This window comes from Martinezella sp. CNPSo 3959, assembly GCF_057784355.1.
This window is the reverse complement of sequence record NZ_JBXSOV010000018.1, coordinates 111,054-128,300: the sequence shown is the minus strand read 5'-3', so window position 1 is coordinate 128,300 and position 17,247 is coordinate 111,054. Positions and strand designations below refer to the sequence as shown.

The 17,247-nt window shown below is 61.6% G+C and carries 15 protein-coding genes; 11 read left to right on the top strand and 4 right to left on the bottom strand.

Annotation, left to right across the window (positions count from 1 at the left end; genetic code table 11):
- Positions 1 to 129: 129 nt before the first annotated feature.
- The 9 genes from AC13RE_RS26590 to AC13RE_RS26550 all read left to right on the top strand — a co-directional run bounded on the left by AC13RE_RS26590 (position 130) and on the right by AC13RE_RS26550 (position 11,661).
- Positions 130 to 681, top strand: a complete 552-nt coding sequence (locus tag AC13RE_RS26590) for a hypothetical protein (RefSeq protein WP_488565153.1) — start codon at positions 130 to 132, stop codon at positions 679 to 681.
- A gap of 135 nt (positions 682 to 816) precedes the next feature.
- Positions 817 to 3,744, top strand: a complete 2,928-nt coding sequence (locus AC13RE_RS26585) for an aminotransferase (RefSeq protein WP_488565152.1) — start codon at positions 817 to 819, stop codon at positions 3,742 to 3,744.
- A gap of 508 nt (positions 3,745 to 4,252) precedes the next feature.
- Positions 4,253 to 4,447, top strand: coding sequence for a hypothetical protein (locus tag AC13RE_RS26580; RefSeq protein ID WP_015338438.1), 195 nt, complete (start codon positions 4,253 to 4,255; stop codon positions 4,445 to 4,447).
- A 260-nt stretch (positions 4,448 to 4,707) separates the two neighbouring features.
- A complete protein-coding gene (locus tag AC13RE_RS26575) occupies positions 4,708 to 5,706 on the top strand; it encodes a P1 family peptidase (protein ID WP_488565151.1) in 999 nt (332 codons plus the stop codon).
- A 15-nt stretch (positions 5,707 to 5,721) separates the two neighbouring features.
- Positions 5,722 to 6,639, top strand: coding sequence for a LysR family transcriptional regulator (locus AC13RE_RS26570; protein ID WP_488565150.1), 918 nt, complete (start codon positions 5,722 to 5,724; stop codon positions 6,637 to 6,639).
- Between the two features lie 155 nt (positions 6,640 to 6,794).
- Positions 6,795 to 8,327: an ABC transporter substrate-binding protein gene (locus AC13RE_RS26565; protein WP_488565149.1), complete on the top strand. Its 1,533-nt coding sequence runs from the start codon at positions 6,795 to 6,797 to the stop codon at positions 8,325 to 8,327.
- Positions 8,328 to 8,429: 102 nt separating this feature from the next.
- The gene (locus tag AC13RE_RS26560) at positions 8,430 to 9,383 is read left to right on the top strand and encodes an ABC transporter permease (protein ID WP_488565148.1); all 954 of its coding nucleotides are present in this window, start codon (positions 8,430 to 8,432) and stop codon (positions 9,381 to 9,383) included.
- Complete coding sequence (locus tag AC13RE_RS26555) at positions 9,380 to 10,246, top strand: ABC transporter permease (protein ID WP_488565147.1); 867 nt, start codon at positions 9,380 to 9,382, stop codon at positions 10,244 to 10,246. Before AC13RE_RS26560 ends, AC13RE_RS26555 begins: the two co-directional genes overlap by 4 nt.
- 23 nt (positions 10,247 to 10,269) lie before the next feature.
- Positions 10,270 to 11,661 (top strand): amidase, encoded by a 1,392-nt coding sequence (locus tag AC13RE_RS26550; RefSeq protein ID WP_488565146.1) that lies wholly within the window; start codon positions 10,270 to 10,272, stop codon positions 11,659 to 11,661.
- A 21-nt stretch (positions 11,662 to 11,682) separates the two neighbouring features.
- Here AC13RE_RS26550 and AC13RE_RS26545 read toward each other — a convergent pair whose 3' ends face one another.
- Complete coding sequence (locus tag AC13RE_RS26545) at positions 11,683 to 12,162, bottom strand: Lrp/AsnC family transcriptional regulator (RefSeq protein ID WP_488565145.1); 480 nt, start codon at positions 12,160 to 12,162, stop codon at positions 11,683 to 11,685.
- Between the two features lie 150 nt (positions 12,163 to 12,312).
- Between AC13RE_RS26545 and AC13RE_RS26540 the strand changes: the two genes are divergently transcribed.
- Positions 12,313 to 13,212, top strand: a complete 900-nt coding sequence (locus tag AC13RE_RS26540) for a DMT family transporter (protein WP_488565144.1) — start codon at positions 12,313 to 12,315, stop codon at positions 13,210 to 13,212.
- Positions 13,213 to 13,268: 56 nt separating this feature from the next.
- On the opposite strand, the gene AC13RE_RS26535 is transcribed toward AC13RE_RS26540, so the two are convergent.
- From AC13RE_RS26535 to AC13RE_RS26525, 3 genes are all read right to left on the bottom strand, one after another.
- Entirely contained in the window at positions 13,269 to 14,123 is an 855-nt protein-coding gene (locus tag AC13RE_RS26535) for a C40 family peptidase (protein ID WP_488565143.1), read from the bottom strand.
- A 16-nt stretch (positions 14,124 to 14,139) separates the two neighbouring features.
- On the bottom strand, positions 14,140 to 14,484 hold the full coding sequence (locus tag AC13RE_RS26530; RefSeq protein ID WP_041677769.1) for a MarR family transcriptional regulator: 345 nt from the start codon (positions 14,482 to 14,484) through the stop codon (positions 14,140 to 14,142).
- A gap of 369 nt (positions 14,485 to 14,853) precedes the next feature.
- Positions 14,854 to 16,245 (bottom strand): leucyl aminopeptidase family protein, encoded by a 1,392-nt coding sequence (locus AC13RE_RS26525; protein ID WP_488565142.1) that lies wholly within the window; start codon positions 16,243 to 16,245, stop codon positions 14,854 to 14,856.
- Between the two features lie 149 nt (positions 16,246 to 16,394).
- On the opposite strand from AC13RE_RS26525, the gene AC13RE_RS26520 reads away from it, so the two are divergent.
- Entirely contained in the window at positions 16,395 to 17,225 is an 831-nt protein-coding gene (locus AC13RE_RS26520; protein ID WP_488565141.1) for a tetratricopeptide repeat protein, read from the top strand.
- The last annotated feature ends 22 nt before the right edge of the window (positions 17,226 to 17,247 follow it).

Genomic DNA, 17,247 nt, shown 5'->3' with positions numbered 1-17,247 from the left:
GGGTTCCTACGCTTCCGAGCGCATGGGGTGAGGTACCGAGGCTGGGTTTTGGCCACCTTTCTTCCTTTTCGCTCCGGAGCGCGATTTGATATCACCGCTATCGAATCGCCCGGAGACTAAGGAGAGGACATGTCATTCTACCGAAATGGAACGCTGCTGCTCGCGGCGTTCCTTTTGAGCGCGCCAGCGTCGCATGCAGCAACAACGCAAGATGACCCTTCCAAGATCGATCTTGCCAAGCTGATCGAATGCACGACATACGACGTGCCGAGCTACAATAATTTCGCCCTATGGCTGACCGGGCCAGAAAGCGCCAAAGCCATGAAGCAGTTCGGCATCAGCGAGCTGCCGTCGGACAATCCCTTTCTGCGCGAATTCCAGCTTTCGATGCCCCTGACCGTCTTCGGACGGCGGACGAACAGGATCGTCTTTACCTCCACAGGCCCCCTCGCCGTGCTCGATGAGGCAGATCCTCATTCACTGGCCAAACAGCTTGGCGCGACGGCCTCGGTCGACCAGCCGAACAAGTTTCTTGGCGAGAAGGTCGTTCTGTCACACAAGGATCAGCAGGCAAATTCGGACACCGTGTTGGAAACGCGCATCTCGCTCAACGTCTCCACAGTCGATACCCATCCTGATAAGACGCTGGCCGGTTGCAGCTATTCCATTGAGGTCGAATAGGCCCTTGCGGCTAGCCGGCTGCATTCCGTGGCCTATCTTCTTCCCCATCGCTCGACAGCCCTATCTGCTTTGGGTAATTTTCTTTAATATGGAATGGTTTAGTGTCGATGCAAATGAACCATCCGGGGGGATGCCATGGCCGACGCCACGCTCGTGAACCGTATGCAACTGCCGAGGCCGGACGTGACGCCGGACGAGGCGGCCGAAATCCTGCAGATGCATTACGGCCTGAGCGGGACGCTGACCGAGCTCGGCAGTCAGCAGGACCGCAACTACCGCATCGATGCCGGCGATAATGCCTATGTGCTGAAGATCTGCCGGGCGGAATACGAGCTGGTCGAACTCGAGGCGCAGAACGCCGCGATCCGTCACCTGCACGCCAAGCCGGACGCGCCGCGCGTGCCTGAAGTCGTGCCCTCTCTCAATGGCCGCGATATTCTCACCGTTACCCTTCGTGAACAGGATTATCTCGTTCGGCTGCTCGGCTTTCTTCCGGGCCAGACGCTGACGCGGCGCAGGCATCTGCCGCCTGCCGCAGCCGCAGGCTTAGGCGCGCTTTCGGCCCGTCTTGCCCGAGACCTTGCCGATTTCGACCATCCCGGCCTTCATCGAAACCTGCAATGGGACCTGCGGCGCGCCGGGCCGGTCGCCGTGCAGCTGCTGTCGGCGATCACGGACCACGAAGCGCGCGACCGCATCGCCAAGGCAATGGTGGCTGCCGTCAAGCGCATCCAGCCGCTGGCAAGCGAATTGCGCGTGCAGCCGGTGCATCACGATGTCACCGACGACAACGTCGTCAGCCATCCGGATGCGCATGGACAGCTCGTGCCCGATGGCGTCATCGATTTCGGTGATATCATTCAGGGCTGGTTGGTCGGTGATCTCGCCGTCACCTGCGCATCATTGCTGCACCATGCGGACGGCAACCCCTTCTACATCCTTCCCGCCATCAAGGGCTATCATGCCGTCTATCCGCTGACAGAGGCAGAGGGCAAGGCGCTTTGGCCGCTGATCGTCGCGCGCGCCGTCATCCTTGCCGCCAGCAGCGAGCAACAGCTCGCCATCGATCCGGACAACGACTATGTGCGCGGCAATCTCGATTTCGAACGCGAGATTTTCGATGTCGCGACCGGCGCACAGCCGGATGTGATGGAAGCCGCGATCCTCAAGGCGATCGGCTTCGATGTCGCGCCAATTGCGACCAACGGCTGGGCGCCGCTGCTGCCCGACATCGATCCCTCGCAGATTGCCGCCATCGATCTTTCCGTCACCGGCCCTGACTTTACCGACGGCAACTGGCAGAAGCCGGATATGGACTGGCGGCTGCTTGCCCAGACGGCAATCGCGTCGGGGACTGCCGCAACGCGTTACGGCGAATTCCGCCTCTCCCTCGCCGCGCCTCTTAACATGGCACAGCCGCAGAATTTCGCCCTGCATTGCGATATCTGCCTGCCGGCTGGGGCGACGGTTGCGGCTCCCTTTCCCGGCCTTCTGCAACGGCAAGGCCAGCATTTCGTGCTGGTCGGCGACGACGTGAGCCTGCATCTCGACGGCATCGAGAGTGCTCTTGAGGACGGAGCAGCCGTCGAGCAAGGAGCTACGATCGGGACCATTGGCAGCGAGGGCTCTGCAATCGGGGGATTGCGCATCCAGCTTTGCCGCGTGCCCGGCCTTGTGCCGCCGCTCTTCGCGACGGCGGACCAGGCGGAGGGCTGGTCAGCCATATCGCCGTCGCCTGTTGCTCTCTTGAACCCGGCCTGCGAAGCGCCGCGGCCGGATCCATCCGCGCTGCTGTCATTGCGCAACGCCCGCTTCGCCAAGCCGCAGAAGCACTATTACGAGTTCCCGCCGCAGATCGAGCGCGGCTGGCGCGAATTCCTGTTCGACACGCAGGGACGCTCCTACCTCGACATGGTCAACAACGTGACGACGCTTGGCCACGCCCATCCGCGCCTGACGGCAGCGATCGCCCAGCAATGGTCTCGCCTCAATACCAACTCCCGCTTCCACTATGCCGCTGTCGCGGAATTCTCCGAGCGGCTGGCGGCGCTGGCGCCTGATGGACTCGACAGCGTCTTCCTCGTCAATAGCGGCTCGGAAGCCAATGATCTTGCGATCCGCCTTGCCTGGGCGCACACGGGCAAAAGGAACATGCTCTGCCTGCTGGAGGCCTATCACGGGTGGACCGTTGCGAGCGATGCCGTCTCCACCTCGATTGCCGACAATCCGCAGGCGCTGACGACACGGCCGGAGTGGGTGCATCCCGTCCTGTCTCCCAATACCTATCGCGGCCCGTTCCGCGGCCCAGATTCGGGGATCGACTATCTCAACGATGTCACGGCCAAGTTGCAGGCCATCGATGAAAAGGGAGAGGGGCTTGCCGGCTTCATTGCCGAGCCGGTCTATGGCAATGCCGGCGGTATCGCGCTGCCGCATGGCTATCTTGCCGGCGTCTACGATGCAGTACGGCAGCGTGGCGGCCTTTGCATAGCCGACGAAGTGCAAGTGGGCTACGGCCGACTCGGCGAACACTTCTGGGGCTTCGAAACCCAGGGCGTCGTGCCCGATATCATCACAATCGCCAAAGGCATGGGCAACGGCCATCCGCTCGGCGCCGTCATCACCCGACGCGAGATCGCCGAATCGCTGGAAAAGGAAGGCTATTTCTTTTCTTCCGCCGGCGGCAGCCCGGTCAGCTGCGTCGTCGGCCTCACCGTTCTCGATATTCTCAAGGACGAGAATCTGCAGGAAAATGCCCGCGTCATCGGCGACCGGCTGAAGGCTGGCCTGATCGCTCTCATGGATCGATTCCCGCTGATCGGCGCCGTGCATGGCACGGGGCTTTATCTCGGCGTCGAATTCGTGCGCGACCGCGAAAGCCTGACGCCGGCCACCGAAGAGACGGCTGCGATCTGCGAGCGCCTGCTCGATCTCGGAGTCCTCATGCAGCCGACCGGCGATCACCTGAACGTGTTGAAGATCAAGCCGCCTCTATGCCTCGCACCCGAGAGCGCCGATTTCTTCGTGAATGCCCTGGAAAAGGTGCTGGAAGATGGATTTTGACGATCCCGGCGCGCCATTAACCATTTAGGTGTTTTAGCGGCGCGTGAATTTTAATGTTGCCGGGGCATTGTCGAATCTCGCGCCAATTCCTATCTGTTGCTCGGTGATCGGCGAGCCGTACCGACACGGGTAGCAAGACGAAGGTTTTAAGACAACCTTCCCCGCAATCCGCCAGGTTCGGAATTTTATTTTCCCGATCGTCGACATTTTGACATCTTTCGGAATATGTTTCTGAGGATGCAATTGCTATTATCTACTAATATAGTGGATAATGGTGCACTCACCGGGTCTCTGCTACTGAGACCCTAACAAGTACAACGCCAATTGAGGAAGTGACATGCTGAATAGAAAAGTCATTGCTTCGTTCCTTGGGCGGCCCGTGCTTGGCAATGACCGTTCGGGCGCGCTCTCCCGCCCGTGCTGTCGAATGTGACGTTCGTCCTCCTTCCCGGAATAAGACAGTCAATTCGCCATGTCTGCGCCGTGCGTGCGCAGAGGGAGTCTATTTATGAAGAAGCAAGTCATCGAATACGCCGGCGTTCCCGTCGGCATCGTCGTTCCCGATCAGGATCGGCTCAAGTTCATCGCTGTAAAATATCATGTCCATGATCTGGACGAGCAGCATTTCAGAAATGCGGACGAAGTGAAGCTTGCGATCCGCGACCTTCTCTCCCGCCAGCAGGCCAAGCCGATCCATGTTTGATGGATCGGATTACCTGCGCTTTTACTCAATCCCATCCCCAGCCCTCACCCTTTGATAGAATCAGGGTGGGGGCTTTTTTATTTGAGGCCATCGCATGGCTTCTTTCGAAGGAAGCTTCCACCGGCTTCTTGTGAAACGCCGAAGCTCCGGAGCCTCCAGTCCTGCATCGCTTGGGTCGAACAAACCCATCTTGTCTTTTCCCCCTCTTTACGATCCTATCGCCATGACGACCTCGCGTTGCAACGGCGAAGGATTTTTCATTGGCTGACCTCCTCAATCTCCTGACCGATGTCGAAGGCGTCGCTGTCGGTCATTCGACCGATCTTGCGCTCGGCTCGGGCGTCACCGCCATCGTCTTCGATGAGCCGGCTATCGCCTCCTGTACCGTTCTCGGCGGCGCGCCAGGCGGACGGGATACTGCATTGCTGGACCCTGCAATGACGGTCGGCACCGTGGATGCTCTCGTGCTCTCAGGCGGCTCGGCCTTCGGGCTCGATGCCGCCGGCGGCGTGCAGGCCGGCTTGAGGGAAATCGGCCGCGGCCTGAAAGTTGGCAACGCGCTGGTGCCGATCGTGCCGCAGGCGATCCTGTTCGATCTCATCAACGGCGGCAACAAGGATTGGGGGCTGCACTCGCCCTATCGCGATATGGGATATGTCGCCTTCAAGGCCGCGGATAAAGGACCCTTTGCACTTGGAAGCGTCGGCGCCGGCACGGGCGCCACGACGGCAACAGTCAAAGGCGGGCTCGGCTCGGCAAGTGCCGTCAGTAGCACGGGATACAGGATCGCTGCGATCGTCGCCGTCAATGCGCTCGGTTCCGCCACTATCGGCGACGGCCCGCATTTCTGGGCGGCGCCCTTCGAAGAAGACGACGAATTCGGCGGCTTCGGTATGCCGCAGGTGGTCGATTCTCGCTTGCGGCTGAAGGGCACCAACATCACCGCTACGACCATCGGCGCTGTCATCACCGACGCCCAGTTGACCAAGGCAGAGGCGCATCGTCTGTCCATCTCAGCCCATGACGGCTTCGCCCGGGCGCTCTTGCCGACGCATCTGCCGCTCGACGGCGATACCGTGTTTGCCGCCTCTACCGGCAAGCATTCCCGCGACGATATGCCTGGCTTCATGGAGCTTTGCCACCTTGCCACTATCGTCATGGCGCGCGCCATCGCCCGCGGCGTCTACGAGGCGACGGCACTGCCGGTCGAGGGTGGGCAAGCGGCGTGGCGGGATCGCTTCGCCAACCCGGTCGTCTAAAGGGAGATCCCGCGCATGCAGATCCGCGCGCTGATCTATTTCGACGAGCTGGTGCGCACCAATTCGATGCGCCAGGCGGCCGAAAACCTGAACGTGGCGCCGACGGCCATCAGCCGCCAGATCGAGAACCTCGAATATCATTTCGGCACGCTGCTGGTCGAACGCAGCGCCCGCGGCATCAAATTGACGGCTGCCGGCGAATTGCTGGCGGAGCGCGCCGGCCGGACGCTGCGCGAGCTCGATCATGTGCACCAGTTGATCGAAGACCTGAAAGGCCTGCAGCGCGGGACGGTCAGTATCTATGCCAACGGCGCGTCGGTCGCCAATATCCTTGCTCCAGCGCTGGCAGAGTTCAGCCTGCGCTATCCGCGTTTGCGCTTCGAAGTGACCATCACCAGCGCTCGCGGCGCCATCGAAGCCGTCAACAATGCCGAGGCCGATATTGCGGTGACGCTGTTTGCCCCGCCGCTTTCCGGCACAAAGGTGCGCCTGCGGTCCGAGCTCGTCTATGACGTGATCGCCGCTTCCTCCCATCCGCTTGCCGCCGCCAGCGAGATCACGCTAGACGAAATTGCATCACACGCGCTTGCCGTCCCCGATCGCTCCTTCGGCGCAAGGCAGGCCTTCGACGCGCTGTTCGAACGTGAGGGGCTGAGGCTCGATCCAGTCTTTGAGACCGGCTCGCTGGAAATGCAGAAGGAGCTGGTGCTGCGGGGCGCAGCAATTACCATGCTGCCGGCGCTGACCGTTCAAAGGGAGATCGAGGCGGGTCAGCTCGTCGCACGACCCGTCGCGGGCGGCATGGGGGCGCGGACGCCGGTCGATCTCTGCGTCGCGCCCGATCGCCAGCTCTCCTTCGCGGCCGGCAAGCTGCTCGATTTCATCGAGCGCTTCATGCGCCAGCAACTTTCCGCCAAGGGGAGGCAGGATTGAACCCAGCACCGTAGAAGACAAAACCAGTGTAGCGGTTTCGGCTACACCGAGCACACATTTTCGGAATTGTGTGTGCGCCTGTGAGATGACACTATCCTGAAAAAGACCGCAGTCGGAGGGAAGCCGGACATGCGGGCAAAAGCAAGGGAACCGACATGACCAAGTTTTCACGCCCGAGCCTGGGCGACGTCGCGCGCCGGCTTGCCTATGGCGCCGCAGTTTCTGCCGGCCTGCTGATGATGATGGGCCTGACACAGGCTGAGGCCGCGAAGACAACTCTCAATCTTGGCATGAGCGTCGAGCCGACCGGTCTCGATCCGACGATCGCCGCGCCCGTGGCAATCGGCCAAGTCACCTGGCAGAACATTTTCGAAGGGTTGGTTGCCATCGACCAAAACGGCAAGATCGTGCCGCAGCTTGCCAAGAGCTGGGAAATCTCGCCTGACGGCCTGACCTATACGTTCAAACTGCAGACCGGCGTGAAATTCCATGACGGCGAAGCCTTCGATTCAGCCGCGGCGAAGTTCACGCTGGATCGCGCTCGCGGCTCCGATTCCGTCAATCCGCAGAAGCGCTTCTTTGCGACCATCGCCTCGATCGACACGCCGGATGCGGAGACGCTGGTCCTGCATCTTTCTTCGCCGACCGGCAGCCTGCTCTATTGGCTTGGCTGGCCGAGCTCCGTCATGGTCGGGCCGAAGTCCTCTGCTAATAACAAGACCACGCCAGTCGGCACCGGACCGTTCAAATTCTCCTCCTGGACGAAGGGCGACCATGTCGACCTCGTCAAGAACCCGGACTACTGGAACAAATCTGCTGACGTGAAGCTCGAGAAGGTGACCTTCCGTTTCATTTCCGATCCGCAGGCGGAGGCCGCGGCACTAAAAGCCGGTGATCTCGATGCCTTTCCGGAATTCGCCGCGCCGGAGCTCATGAGTTCCTTCGAGGGCGATGCCAGGCTGACGACCAAGATCGGCAATACCGAGCTCAAGGTCGTGGCCGGCATGAACAACACCCGCAAGCCTTTCGACGACAAGCGCGTGCGCCAGGCACTGATGATGGCGCTCGATCGCAAGACGATCATCGAGGGCGCGTGGTCCGGCTTCGGCACCGCGATCGGCAGCCACTACACGCCGAACGACCCCGGCTACAAGGACCTGAACGGCACGCTGCCCTATGACGCCGCCAAGGCCAAAGCCCTGCTTGCCGAAGCCGGCTATCCAAATGGTTTCACCTTCACCATCAAGACGCCGCAGATGGCCTATGCGCCGCGCAGTGCTCAGGTGATGCAGGCCATGTTTGCCGATATCGGCGTGACGATGAATATCGAGCCGACGGAATTCCCGGCGAAATGGGTGCAGGACGTTTTCACCGGCCGCAATTACGACATGACCATCGTCGCCCATGCCGAGCCGATGGATATCGATATCTATTCGCGCGATCCCTATTACTTCAACTACAAGAACCCGGCCTTCAACGAGTTGATGAAGAAGATCCAGCTCACCGCCGATCCCGCCGAGCAGAACAAGCTCTATGGCGAGGCGCAAAGCATTCTTGCCGAGGATGTGCCGTCGCTCTTCCTGTTCGTCATGCCGAAGCTCGGCGTCTGGGACAAGAAGCTGAAGGGTCTCTGGGAGAACGAACCGATCCCGTCCAACGTGCTGACCAACGTTTCCTGGGAAGACTGAGCTCTTTGCCTGCAGGCGCGGATGGGCGGATCGCTTCGCCCGCCGCGAACCCTTTCGAAGCCAACCATTTCGATGCCGGGCATGATCAGCCATGGACTTGCTATGATCGTACTGCTCACCCGCCGGATTTTCGGACTTGTGCTGACGCTGATTGCCGTCTCGCTGCTGATCTTTGCCGTTATGGCGCTGCTGCCGGGCGACCCGGCCGCGATCACGCTCGGCACCTCGGCGACGCCGGAAACGCTTGCCGCGCTCCGGCATGATATGGGGCTCGATCAGCCGCTGATCGTGCGCTATGGGCAATGGCTCGCCGGCGCGCTGACGGGTGATCTTGGCACGTCCTATACCTATGGTGTTCCGGTCGCCGGCCTGATTGCCGAGCGGCTTGCCGTCACCCTGCCGCTTGCGCTGCTTGCCATCCTGTTGTCGGTTCTTGTCGCCGTGCCGCTCGGTGTTGCGGCAGCGGCACGGCGCGGCGGCGTTTTCGATATCATCGCCACACTATTTTCGCAGATGGGCATCGCCGTTCCGGGCTTCTGGGTCGGCCTCTTGCTGGTGCTTGTGTTTGCCACATCGCTCGGCTGGATGCCGGCGGGCGGTTTTCCCGGTTGGGAGAGCGGATTCTGGCCTGCCGCAAAGTCGCTGGTGCTGCCGGCGGCTGCCCTTGCTCTGCCCCAAGCGGCGGTGCTGACACGAGTGACGCGCTCGGCCGTACTCGATACGCTGCATGAGGATTTTGCCCGCACGGCGATCGCCAAGGGCCTATCGCGCAGCCGCGTGCTCTGGGGACATGTGGTGCCGAATGCGCTGGTGCCTGTGCTGACCATTCTCGGACTGCAATTCACCTTTCTGGTGGCAGGCGCCGTACTGATCGAAAATGTCTTCACCCTGCCCGGCCTTGGCCGCCTCGCCTATCAGGCACTCAGCCAGCGCGACGTCATCGTTCTGCAGGACGTCGTGCTGTTCTTCGCCGGCCTCGTCATCGTCGTGAATTTTCTGGTCGATCTCTCCTATCTCGCCATCGATCCCCGGCTGCGAGCGGGAGGTGCGCGATGACTACAGTCGACACCAAAGTTGCCGCGCCACCTTCCCGCCGCCGTTTTCGGGCGCTGCGGCGAATGAATCTCATCGTCGGCGCCGTCATCATCCTTGCGCTCTTCTGCGTCGCTCTCCTCTCGCAGTTCTGGACGCCGGTGCCGCCCGCGAAGATGCAAATCCTTCACAAGCTGCAGCCGCCCTTTGGCTTCGGACTTCTCGGCACCGACCAGATCGGCCGCGACGTCCTGTCGATGCTGATGGTGGGCTGCTGGAATTCGCTTTCCATCTCCGTGTCATCCGTCGCGATCGGCGGAACGATCGGAACGATCATCGGCGTTTCCGCCGCCGCCCAACGCGGCCTGTTCGAGGCATTGGTTATGCGGGCCTGCGACGTGATCTTCGCCCTGCCGCCGATTCTTTCGGCGATGATCCTCGGCGCATTTCTCGGGACGGGTCGCTCCACGGCCATCATCGCCATCGCCGTCTTCATGGTGCCGGTCTTTGCCCGTGTCGCGCTCGGTGCGGCCTTGCAGGCCTGGAGCCGCGACTATGTGCTGGCGGCGCGCGCCATCGGCAATACGCAGCTTTCCATCACGCGCCGCCATGTCCTGCCGAACATCATGGGCAGTATCATCGTCCAGGCGACGATCCAGCTCGGCCTTGCGATCCTGACGGAAGCCGGACTTGCCTTCCTGGGCTTGAGCGTGCCGCCGCCTGCACCGACCTGGGGGCGGATGCTGGCCGATGCGCAAACCTATTTCCACGTCGCGCCGTGGCTCGCCCTGCTGCCGGGGCTTGCCATAGCGCTCTCCGTGCTTGGCTTCAACCTGCTCGGCGACGGGCTGCGCGATCTCCTCGACCCCCGCGAGGCGACGCGCTGATTGAGACATAAAGAGTATAGATCATGACCGAACTTACCGATCTTTCCATCCGAGACCTCCGGCGCAAGTTCGCCGACAAGAGCCTGTCCCCCAGCGAATACTGGCGGGCGCTTGAGACGCATATCGAGGCATGGGAACCGACCATCGCTGCTCTCTATGCCTATGATCCCGAGAATGCCCGTAAGCAGGCAGCTGCTTCGACAGAGCGCTGGGCGAAAGGTGCGCCGCTTGGGACCCTGGACGGCATTCCAGTGACGCTGAAGGAGCTGATCGCCACCAAGGGTCAGCCGGTGCCGCTCGGCACCGCAGCGGTCGAGCTTGTCCCCGCTGCCGAAGATGCTCCCATCGCCGCCCGCATGCGCGAGGATGGCGCGGTGATTTTCGCGAAAACCACCTGCCCCGATTACGGCATGCTCTCCTCCGGCCTTTCGAGCTTTCACAAGCTCAGCCGCAACCCCTGGGACCCAAGCCAGAATCCGGGCGGCTCCAGCGCCGGTGCGTCGGCCGCCGCCGCTGCCGGTTATGGACCGCTGCACATCGGCACCGATATCGGCGGCTCGATACGCCTGCCAGCTGGCTGGACCGGCATTTTTGGCTTCAAGCCGAGCAATGGCCGTATTCCGATCGATCCCTATTATCTCGGGCGATGCGCCGGACCAATGACCCGCACGGTCGAGGATGCCGCCTTCTCCATGGCAACGCTCTCGCGGCCCGACTGGCGGGACAGCACCAGCCTACAGCCGAACGGGATCGACTGGATGGATTTCGACATCGACATTCGTGGCATGAAAATCGGCCTCATGCTGGACGCCGGCTGCGGCCTGCCTGTCGCGGACGAGATACGCGATGCGGTCACCGCTGCCGCCAAGCGCTTCGAGGAAGCGGGCGCCATTATCGTCGATGTCGCGCCGGTGCTGACGAGGCAGATGCTGGATGGGCTCGACGCCTTCTGGCGCGCCCGCTTCTGGGGCGACATGACGGCCTTGAGCGAGGAGCGCCGCAACAGCATCCTGCCCTATATTTACAGCTGGGCGAAGGGCGGCGCCGATATCAGCGGCGTCGATGCCGTTCGCGGCTTCAACCAGACCTACGAGATGCGTAAGAGCTGCGCCAAGCTCTTCGCAGAGGTGAATGCCGTGCTTTCGCCGACCAATCCGATCGTCTCCTATCCCGCCGAATGGGCTTCACCCACCAACGACCCGGCGCGACCTTTCGAGCACATCGCCTTCACCGTTCCGTGGAACATGTCGGAGCAGCCGGCTGCGTCGATCAATTGCGGCTTTTCCCGTTCCGGCATGCCGATCGGCATGCAGATCATCGGTCCGCGCTTCGACGACATGCTGGTGCTTCGCCTCTCGAAGGCCTTCGAGGACTGGAGCGGCGGCGTGACGAACTGGCCGAAGCGGCCGGCGTGAACAGAACTTGAAGACAGCCAGCTAGTCCAGCGACAACGGCACGGAAAGACCGACCTTGACCCGGTCCATGGTGACGAGTGACTTGAATTTCGTGACATTCGGATTGTCGTAGAAAAGACGCCGGGCCACCTCCTCATAGGCGGACATGCTGGGGACGACAATGATGAGCACGAAATCGGCCTCGCCGGTGACACAGTAGCATTGCTGCACTTCCGGCGCTTCGAGGAAGCTGCGCTTGATCGCGTTGATGAGGTCGTACCGCTCGTTTGCGATATGCACCTCGACGACGATGGTAATCGGCAAGCCCACGGCCGCCGGATCGACGACCGCGATATTGGCCTGGATGACACCGCTTTCCTGCATGCGCTTGATGCGCCTCTGCACAGCCGGCGCCGACAGGTTGATCCGCTCACCGATCTCGCGTTGCGGAACCGTACTGTCCTTCTGCAATATCTCGAGAATTGCCAGATCGAATTCATCGAGATCGGCGGGTTTGCGCATTTCAATACATCCTTACCGCAAAGAGGAAACAAAATTGCATGAAAGCCGTCAAAATGGAGCCAAATCCTCTTCCCCAATGTACTAGCTTTGCGCCACACATCATCTGACTGCAAAGGCACGAGAATGTCACAACCGGACACCGAATACGATATGCGTAGCGCAAGCCTCGGAGAAAGCGCCGATACGAAGGGTTTTCTTCTCGGCGTAATGGCGATGGTTCTCGCGGCGCTGGCCATGAGCATCTCGCCGAGCCTCGTGCGCCTCGCCGATGTCGGGCCTTTCGCCAGCGCCTTCTGGCGTGTCTTTCTCGCGCTGCCGATCCTTTGGATATGGATGCGCTACGCGGAGGTCGCGGAGCCCAATGCGCCTCGCGCCAGTTTCACGATACCGACCATTCTCGCCGGCATCGCCTTCACGGGCGACCTGTTCTTTTGGCATCTCTCGATCATGCGGACAACGATTGCCAACGCCACCTTCTTCGCGACGATGGCGCCGCTATGGGTCGTGATCTTCGGCTGGCTCCTGCTGAGGCAAAGGGTCGGTCGCGCCACGCTTCTTGGCCTCCTCGTCTGCCTTGCGGGCGGCACGGCGCTCGTCGTCCAAAGCCTGGCATTCAATCCGGGCCGGGCGGTCGGCGATGCTCTCGCCATCATCACCGGCGCGTTCTTCGGCCTTTATTTCCTGGCGGTCGGCGCGGCGCGCCCCGGGACCAACGCCGCGCGCGTCACCTTCGAATTGAGCATCATAACGTCGGCGATCCTGTTCCTGATCGCCTTCTTCTTCGAGCCGCGCATATTGCCGCAGTCGATCTCGGGATGGTGCGTGCTGCTGGCACTCGGCCTCATCAGCCATGCCGGCGGACAAGGCCTGCTTTCGGTCGCGCTCGGAAGATTGCCGACCGTATTCTCCTCCCTTGTCATTTTCCTGGAGTCGATCGCGGCCGCCCTTTTCGCCTGGTTCCTATTCGGCGAAGACGTCACGCTGTTGCAGGCGCTTGGCGGTATCGTCATCGTCGCCGGCATCTGGATAGCACGCCCTCGCACGCCGTAAGACCGCCGCCACGGCAAATGCCGGATGGGTTGTCGCTACAGGGTTTCGGAGCGCAGTCAGTCGATGAAACGGCGATAGCCGGTCGGCCTTTCATAAAGCCAGCCGATGCGCTCGATGGCGGCGGCGAAATTCTCACGGGCGACGGTCATGGTATGGCCGTTGGCGTGAACAATGGTTTCCGGATCTTCCATGATCGCCACATGCCCCTTCCAGAAGACGAAATCGCCGCGCTTCAGCTCATCGCGCTCGATTGGCTGGCCGAGGCCGGCGGCCTGCATGTCGGTATCGCGCGGCGCGGCACGGCCCGTCATCGACAGCGCCAGCTGTACCAGCGCTGAGCAATCGATGCCGAGGCCCGAGCGGCCGCCCCAGAGATAGGGCGTCTCGATGAAGCGTAAGGCGACATCAACGAAGTCGCCGCCCTTGTTGTAGCCGATCGGCTGGACATGCTTTGCGAAAATGGCGGTTCCATCCTCCAGGACGACATAATGATTGCCGCGCGCCTCCGCCGGACCGGTCACATGTACGAGACTGCCCATGGAGAGGATCGCAGCATGTGGCTTGCGCAGCTCCGGCTCGGGATAGAGGAAAGTGCGCTGCGGGACGACGATATGGGTCGGAGCTGCCGCGCCCTCCTTGATCGCCGTTTCCGGAAGATAGCCGACATAATCGTCAGACACAGCCTTGATCCAGCACCAGCCGTCGCGGCGTTCGAATATCGTCACCTCTTCGCCCATCAAGAGCTCGGTATCGATGCCCGAAGCGAGATCCGGCTTCGGCCGGAGCGCAGCGACCGGTACCGCGATGCGCGCGATGCTGCCCTCGACGAAGCGCTCGGCCTCAACGTTGCCCTTGAGAGAAGCCTCGGCAAGATCGGGTCTGAAAGCATTGAGACGGCGGTCAAGCATCATGGTGAAATTCCTGAGGTTACAATTTTCGGCCGTGCTCGATGATGAGATCGCCGAGTTTTTCAAGATAGAGCGCGCCGGTGACTGTTCGTTTAATGATGACATTGCGGCGATCGCGATCGTCGCGCACGCGGTCGACCAATCCCATCACGCCCATGGTGTCAAGCGCCCTAGTTATGACCGGCTTGGTGACGCCGAGCGTCGCGGCCAAACCGCGCACGGTATGCGGCGGCGGCACAAGATAGATCTGCAGCAGAATCGCCGTCTGCCGCAGCGTCAAATCATGATCCTCGCGGCGCACCTGAGCGAGCGTCACGCCATGCCAAAGGCCGAGAGCCTGCGAGGCGGTGAGTTCAAGCGGCAAGGGCAACCCCGGAATTCGTTACGCTGCCGTTCCAGTCTCGACCAAGATCATGGCGGTTTCAAGGGGTGTTTTGGTTCTAGCTCTTTCGAAGATGGACTTTCGAGCCATAGAATTCGCGGAGGGTGCGCACCCCCCTCTGTCGCTTTCGCGACATCTCCCCCACAAGGGGAGAGATCTTTGGGAGTTTGCCGCTCGTCGACCTCAAAACAACGAACTGCGATTTCACCAGGCACGATATTAGGCTTGTGGCAGGTATGTGCAGCGAGTAACCAATCTCCCCCCTTGTGGGGGGATGTCGCAACAGCGACAGAGGGGGGTATCAGAGGCTCGGCATAATCGAACACCCATCTGCTCGCGATAATGCAGCCCCTACCGCACGCTCTGCCTGATATAGTGATAAAGCGCCCGGATGGCCTGTGCCTCGCCGCCGCCGGGTGAATGCGGACGTTCGCTCGGCGCCCAGCCGAAGATGTCGAAATGCACCCAGCTCGGTGTCTTCGTTACGAAGCGCTTGAGGAACAGGGCGGCCGTAATGGCGCCGGCCATGCCGCCTGCTGGCGCATTGGTGATATCGGCAAATTTGGTGCGGATATCCTTATCGTAGCCCATATAGAGCGGCATCCGCCACAGCGGATCGTCCGTCTCCAGGCTCGCCTCGGTCAGATCGCTGGCAAGTTCGCTATCGTCGGTGAAGAAGGGCGGCAGGTCGGGACCGAGCGCGACGCGGGCAGCACCCGTCAGCGTCGCCATATCGATCATCAGGTCCGGCGCGTCCTCGTCGGCATAGGCGAGCGCATCGGCGAGTATCAGCCGCCCCTCGGCATCGGTATTGTCGATCTGCACGGTCAGGCCCTTGCGGCTCTTGTAGATATCGCCGGGGCGGAAGGCATTGGCCGATATCGAATTCTCGACGACCGGAATGATGACGCGCAGGTCGACCTTGAGCTTGGCGTCCATGATCATCAGCGCCAGGCCCATGACGTTGGCGGCACCGCCCATGTCCTTCTTCATCAGCAGCATCGAGGAGGCAGGCTTGATATCGAGGCCGCCGGTGTCGAAGCACACGCCCTTGCCGACCAGCGTGATGCGGCGATGACCCTTCTTGCCCCAGTGCAGTTCCAGAAGGCGCGGCGCATCGGCGCTCGCACGTCCCACCGTATGGACCAGCGGGAAATTCTCCTTCAGGAGATCATCGCCGATGATGACGGACATCTCAGCCTTGTAGTGCTCGGCCAGCGCCCGGAAGGCGGCTTCGAGCTGTTCCGGACCCATGTCGTTGGTCGGCGTGTTGATGAGATCGCGGGCGAGGAAGACGCCTGCCAGCTGGCGCTTGATATCGGCAGCATCGGCATCGCGCGGGATCATCAATGTCGGCGCCGCGGCTTTTTCGGATTTGTAGCGGTCGAAGCGATAGCTGCCGAGACCGAAACCAAGCGAGAGCCGGTTCGCCGTCAGCGGCGCCGTCTCAATATGCCAGGCGCCGGCCGGCAGGCTGCGTGCCAGCTTGCCTGTGAGGAAGGGTTGTTCGGACGGATTGGAGCCGAGGCCGAACAGAGCTCCGCCCAGATGCCCTTCAGCGGTCGGGATCAACAACAGCGAGCCGCTCTCTGCCTTGTAACCCGCCTTGCGTGCCCAATCGAGCGCGATGGGATCGATGGTGCCCGTCTCGATATGCGCGGGGGTGACAGCAAAGATCGGCAGGGTCGCGCCACCCTTCGAATTGAAAGGCGTCGCGCGCTCGATGAATTGAAAGGGGGCCATGACTATCCTTCGGCAATGACTGAGGGGAATCGAGAGTTAACCGTCTGTTAGGGTTAACAGATTATTGCTGGAGCGAACATTGCGTCGAACCTTTCCCTGTTCCGATTCTAGGCCGGGCGCAAGACTATAGGAATTCAGGGATCAGCGTCATGCCCGCCGTCGCAGCCGCGTCTTCATTCAGAACCTTTCTTTTGCAGGGAGCTTCCGTCGCACTTCTGGCGCTCGCGCTCGCAAGCTGCTCGACGACCGGACAGGACAGGATGACGACAGGCTCGATCCCCAAGACTTCGAAATCTGTCGATACGATGAACAGCACGGAGCTGGCTCAGGCGACCACGACGTTTGGCAAGGCCTATGATGCCAATCCCAAGGATCGCGATGCCGGCGTCAACTACGCCAATGCGCTGCGCATGAGCGGCCGCAACAATCAAGCGCTTGCGGTCATGCAGCAGGTGGCAATCGCCAATCCGACCGACCGCGGCGTGCTGGCGGCCTATGGTAAGGCCCAGGCGGCGGCGGGCCAGCTTGACGAGGCGCTTTCGACCATTGACCGCGCCCAGCTTCCGGATCGGCCGGACTGGCGCCTGGTTTCGGCGCAGGGCGCTATCCTCGATCAGCTTGGGCGCTCCCAAGATGCGCGCGCCAAATATCGGGATGCGCTGGTGCTGGCTCCAAACGAGCCGACCATCCTTTCCAATCTCGGCATGTCCTATGTGCTGACCGGCGATCTCAAGAATGCGGAAAACTATCTCCGCACGGCCATCTCGCAGCCGGGCTCCGATAGCCGCGTACGGCAGAATCTGGCGCTGGTCGTCGGTCTGCAGGGCCGGTTTGCGGAAGCCGAACAAATTGCCCGGCAGGAACTGACGCCGCAACAGGCGAACGCCAACGTTGCCTATCTGCGCGGCATGCTGGCGCAGCAGAACTCCTGGCAGAAGCTTGCCGCCAGCGGCAACGGCAGGAAAGTCGCCCAACAATAGGGCCAGCGGGAGCGGCCATAAG

Coding starts and splice junctions, on each gene's coding strand:
- AC13RE_RS26580 (WP_015338438.1), top strand. CDS start 4,253: ATGAAGAAGCAAGTCATCGAATACGCCGGCGTTCCCGTCGGCATCGTC.
- AC13RE_RS26585 (WP_488565152.1), top strand. CDS start 817: ATGGCCGACGCCACGCTCGTGAACCGTATGCAACTGCCGAGGCCGGAC.
- AC13RE_RS26555 (WP_488565147.1), top strand. CDS start 9,380: ATGACTACAGTCGACACCAAAGTTGCCGCGCCACCTTCCCGCCGCCGT.
- AC13RE_RS26540 (WP_488565144.1), top strand. CDS start 12,313: ATGCGTAGCGCAAGCCTCGGAGAAAGCGCCGATACGAAGGGTTTTCTT.
- AC13RE_RS26590 (WP_488565153.1), top strand. CDS start 130: ATGTCATTCTACCGAAATGGAACGCTGCTGCTCGCGGCGTTCCTTTTG.
- AC13RE_RS26565 (WP_488565149.1), top strand. CDS start 6,795: ATGACCAAGTTTTCACGCCCGAGCCTGGGCGACGTCGCGCGCCGGCTT.
- AC13RE_RS26560 (WP_488565148.1), top strand. CDS start 8,430: ATGATCGTACTGCTCACCCGCCGGATTTTCGGACTTGTGCTGACGCTG.
- AC13RE_RS26550 (WP_488565146.1), top strand. CDS start 10,270: ATGACCGAACTTACCGATCTTTCCATCCGAGACCTCCGGCGCAAGTTC.
- AC13RE_RS26570 (WP_488565150.1), top strand. CDS start 5,722: ATGCAGATCCGCGCGCTGATCTATTTCGACGAGCTGGTGCGCACCAAT.
- AC13RE_RS26520 (WP_488565141.1), top strand. CDS start 16,395: ATGCCCGCCGTCGCAGCCGCGTCTTCATTCAGAACCTTTCTTTTGCAG.
- AC13RE_RS26525 (WP_488565142.1), bottom strand. CDS start 16,245: ATGGCCCCCTTTCAATTCATCGAGCGCGCGACGCCTTTCAATTCGAAG.
- AC13RE_RS26535 (WP_488565143.1), bottom strand. CDS start 14,123: ATGATGCTTGACCGCCGTCTCAATGCTTTCAGACCCGATCTTGCCGAG.
- AC13RE_RS26545 (WP_488565145.1), bottom strand. CDS start 12,162: ATGCGCAAACCCGCCGATCTCGATGAATTCGATCTGGCAATTCTCGAG.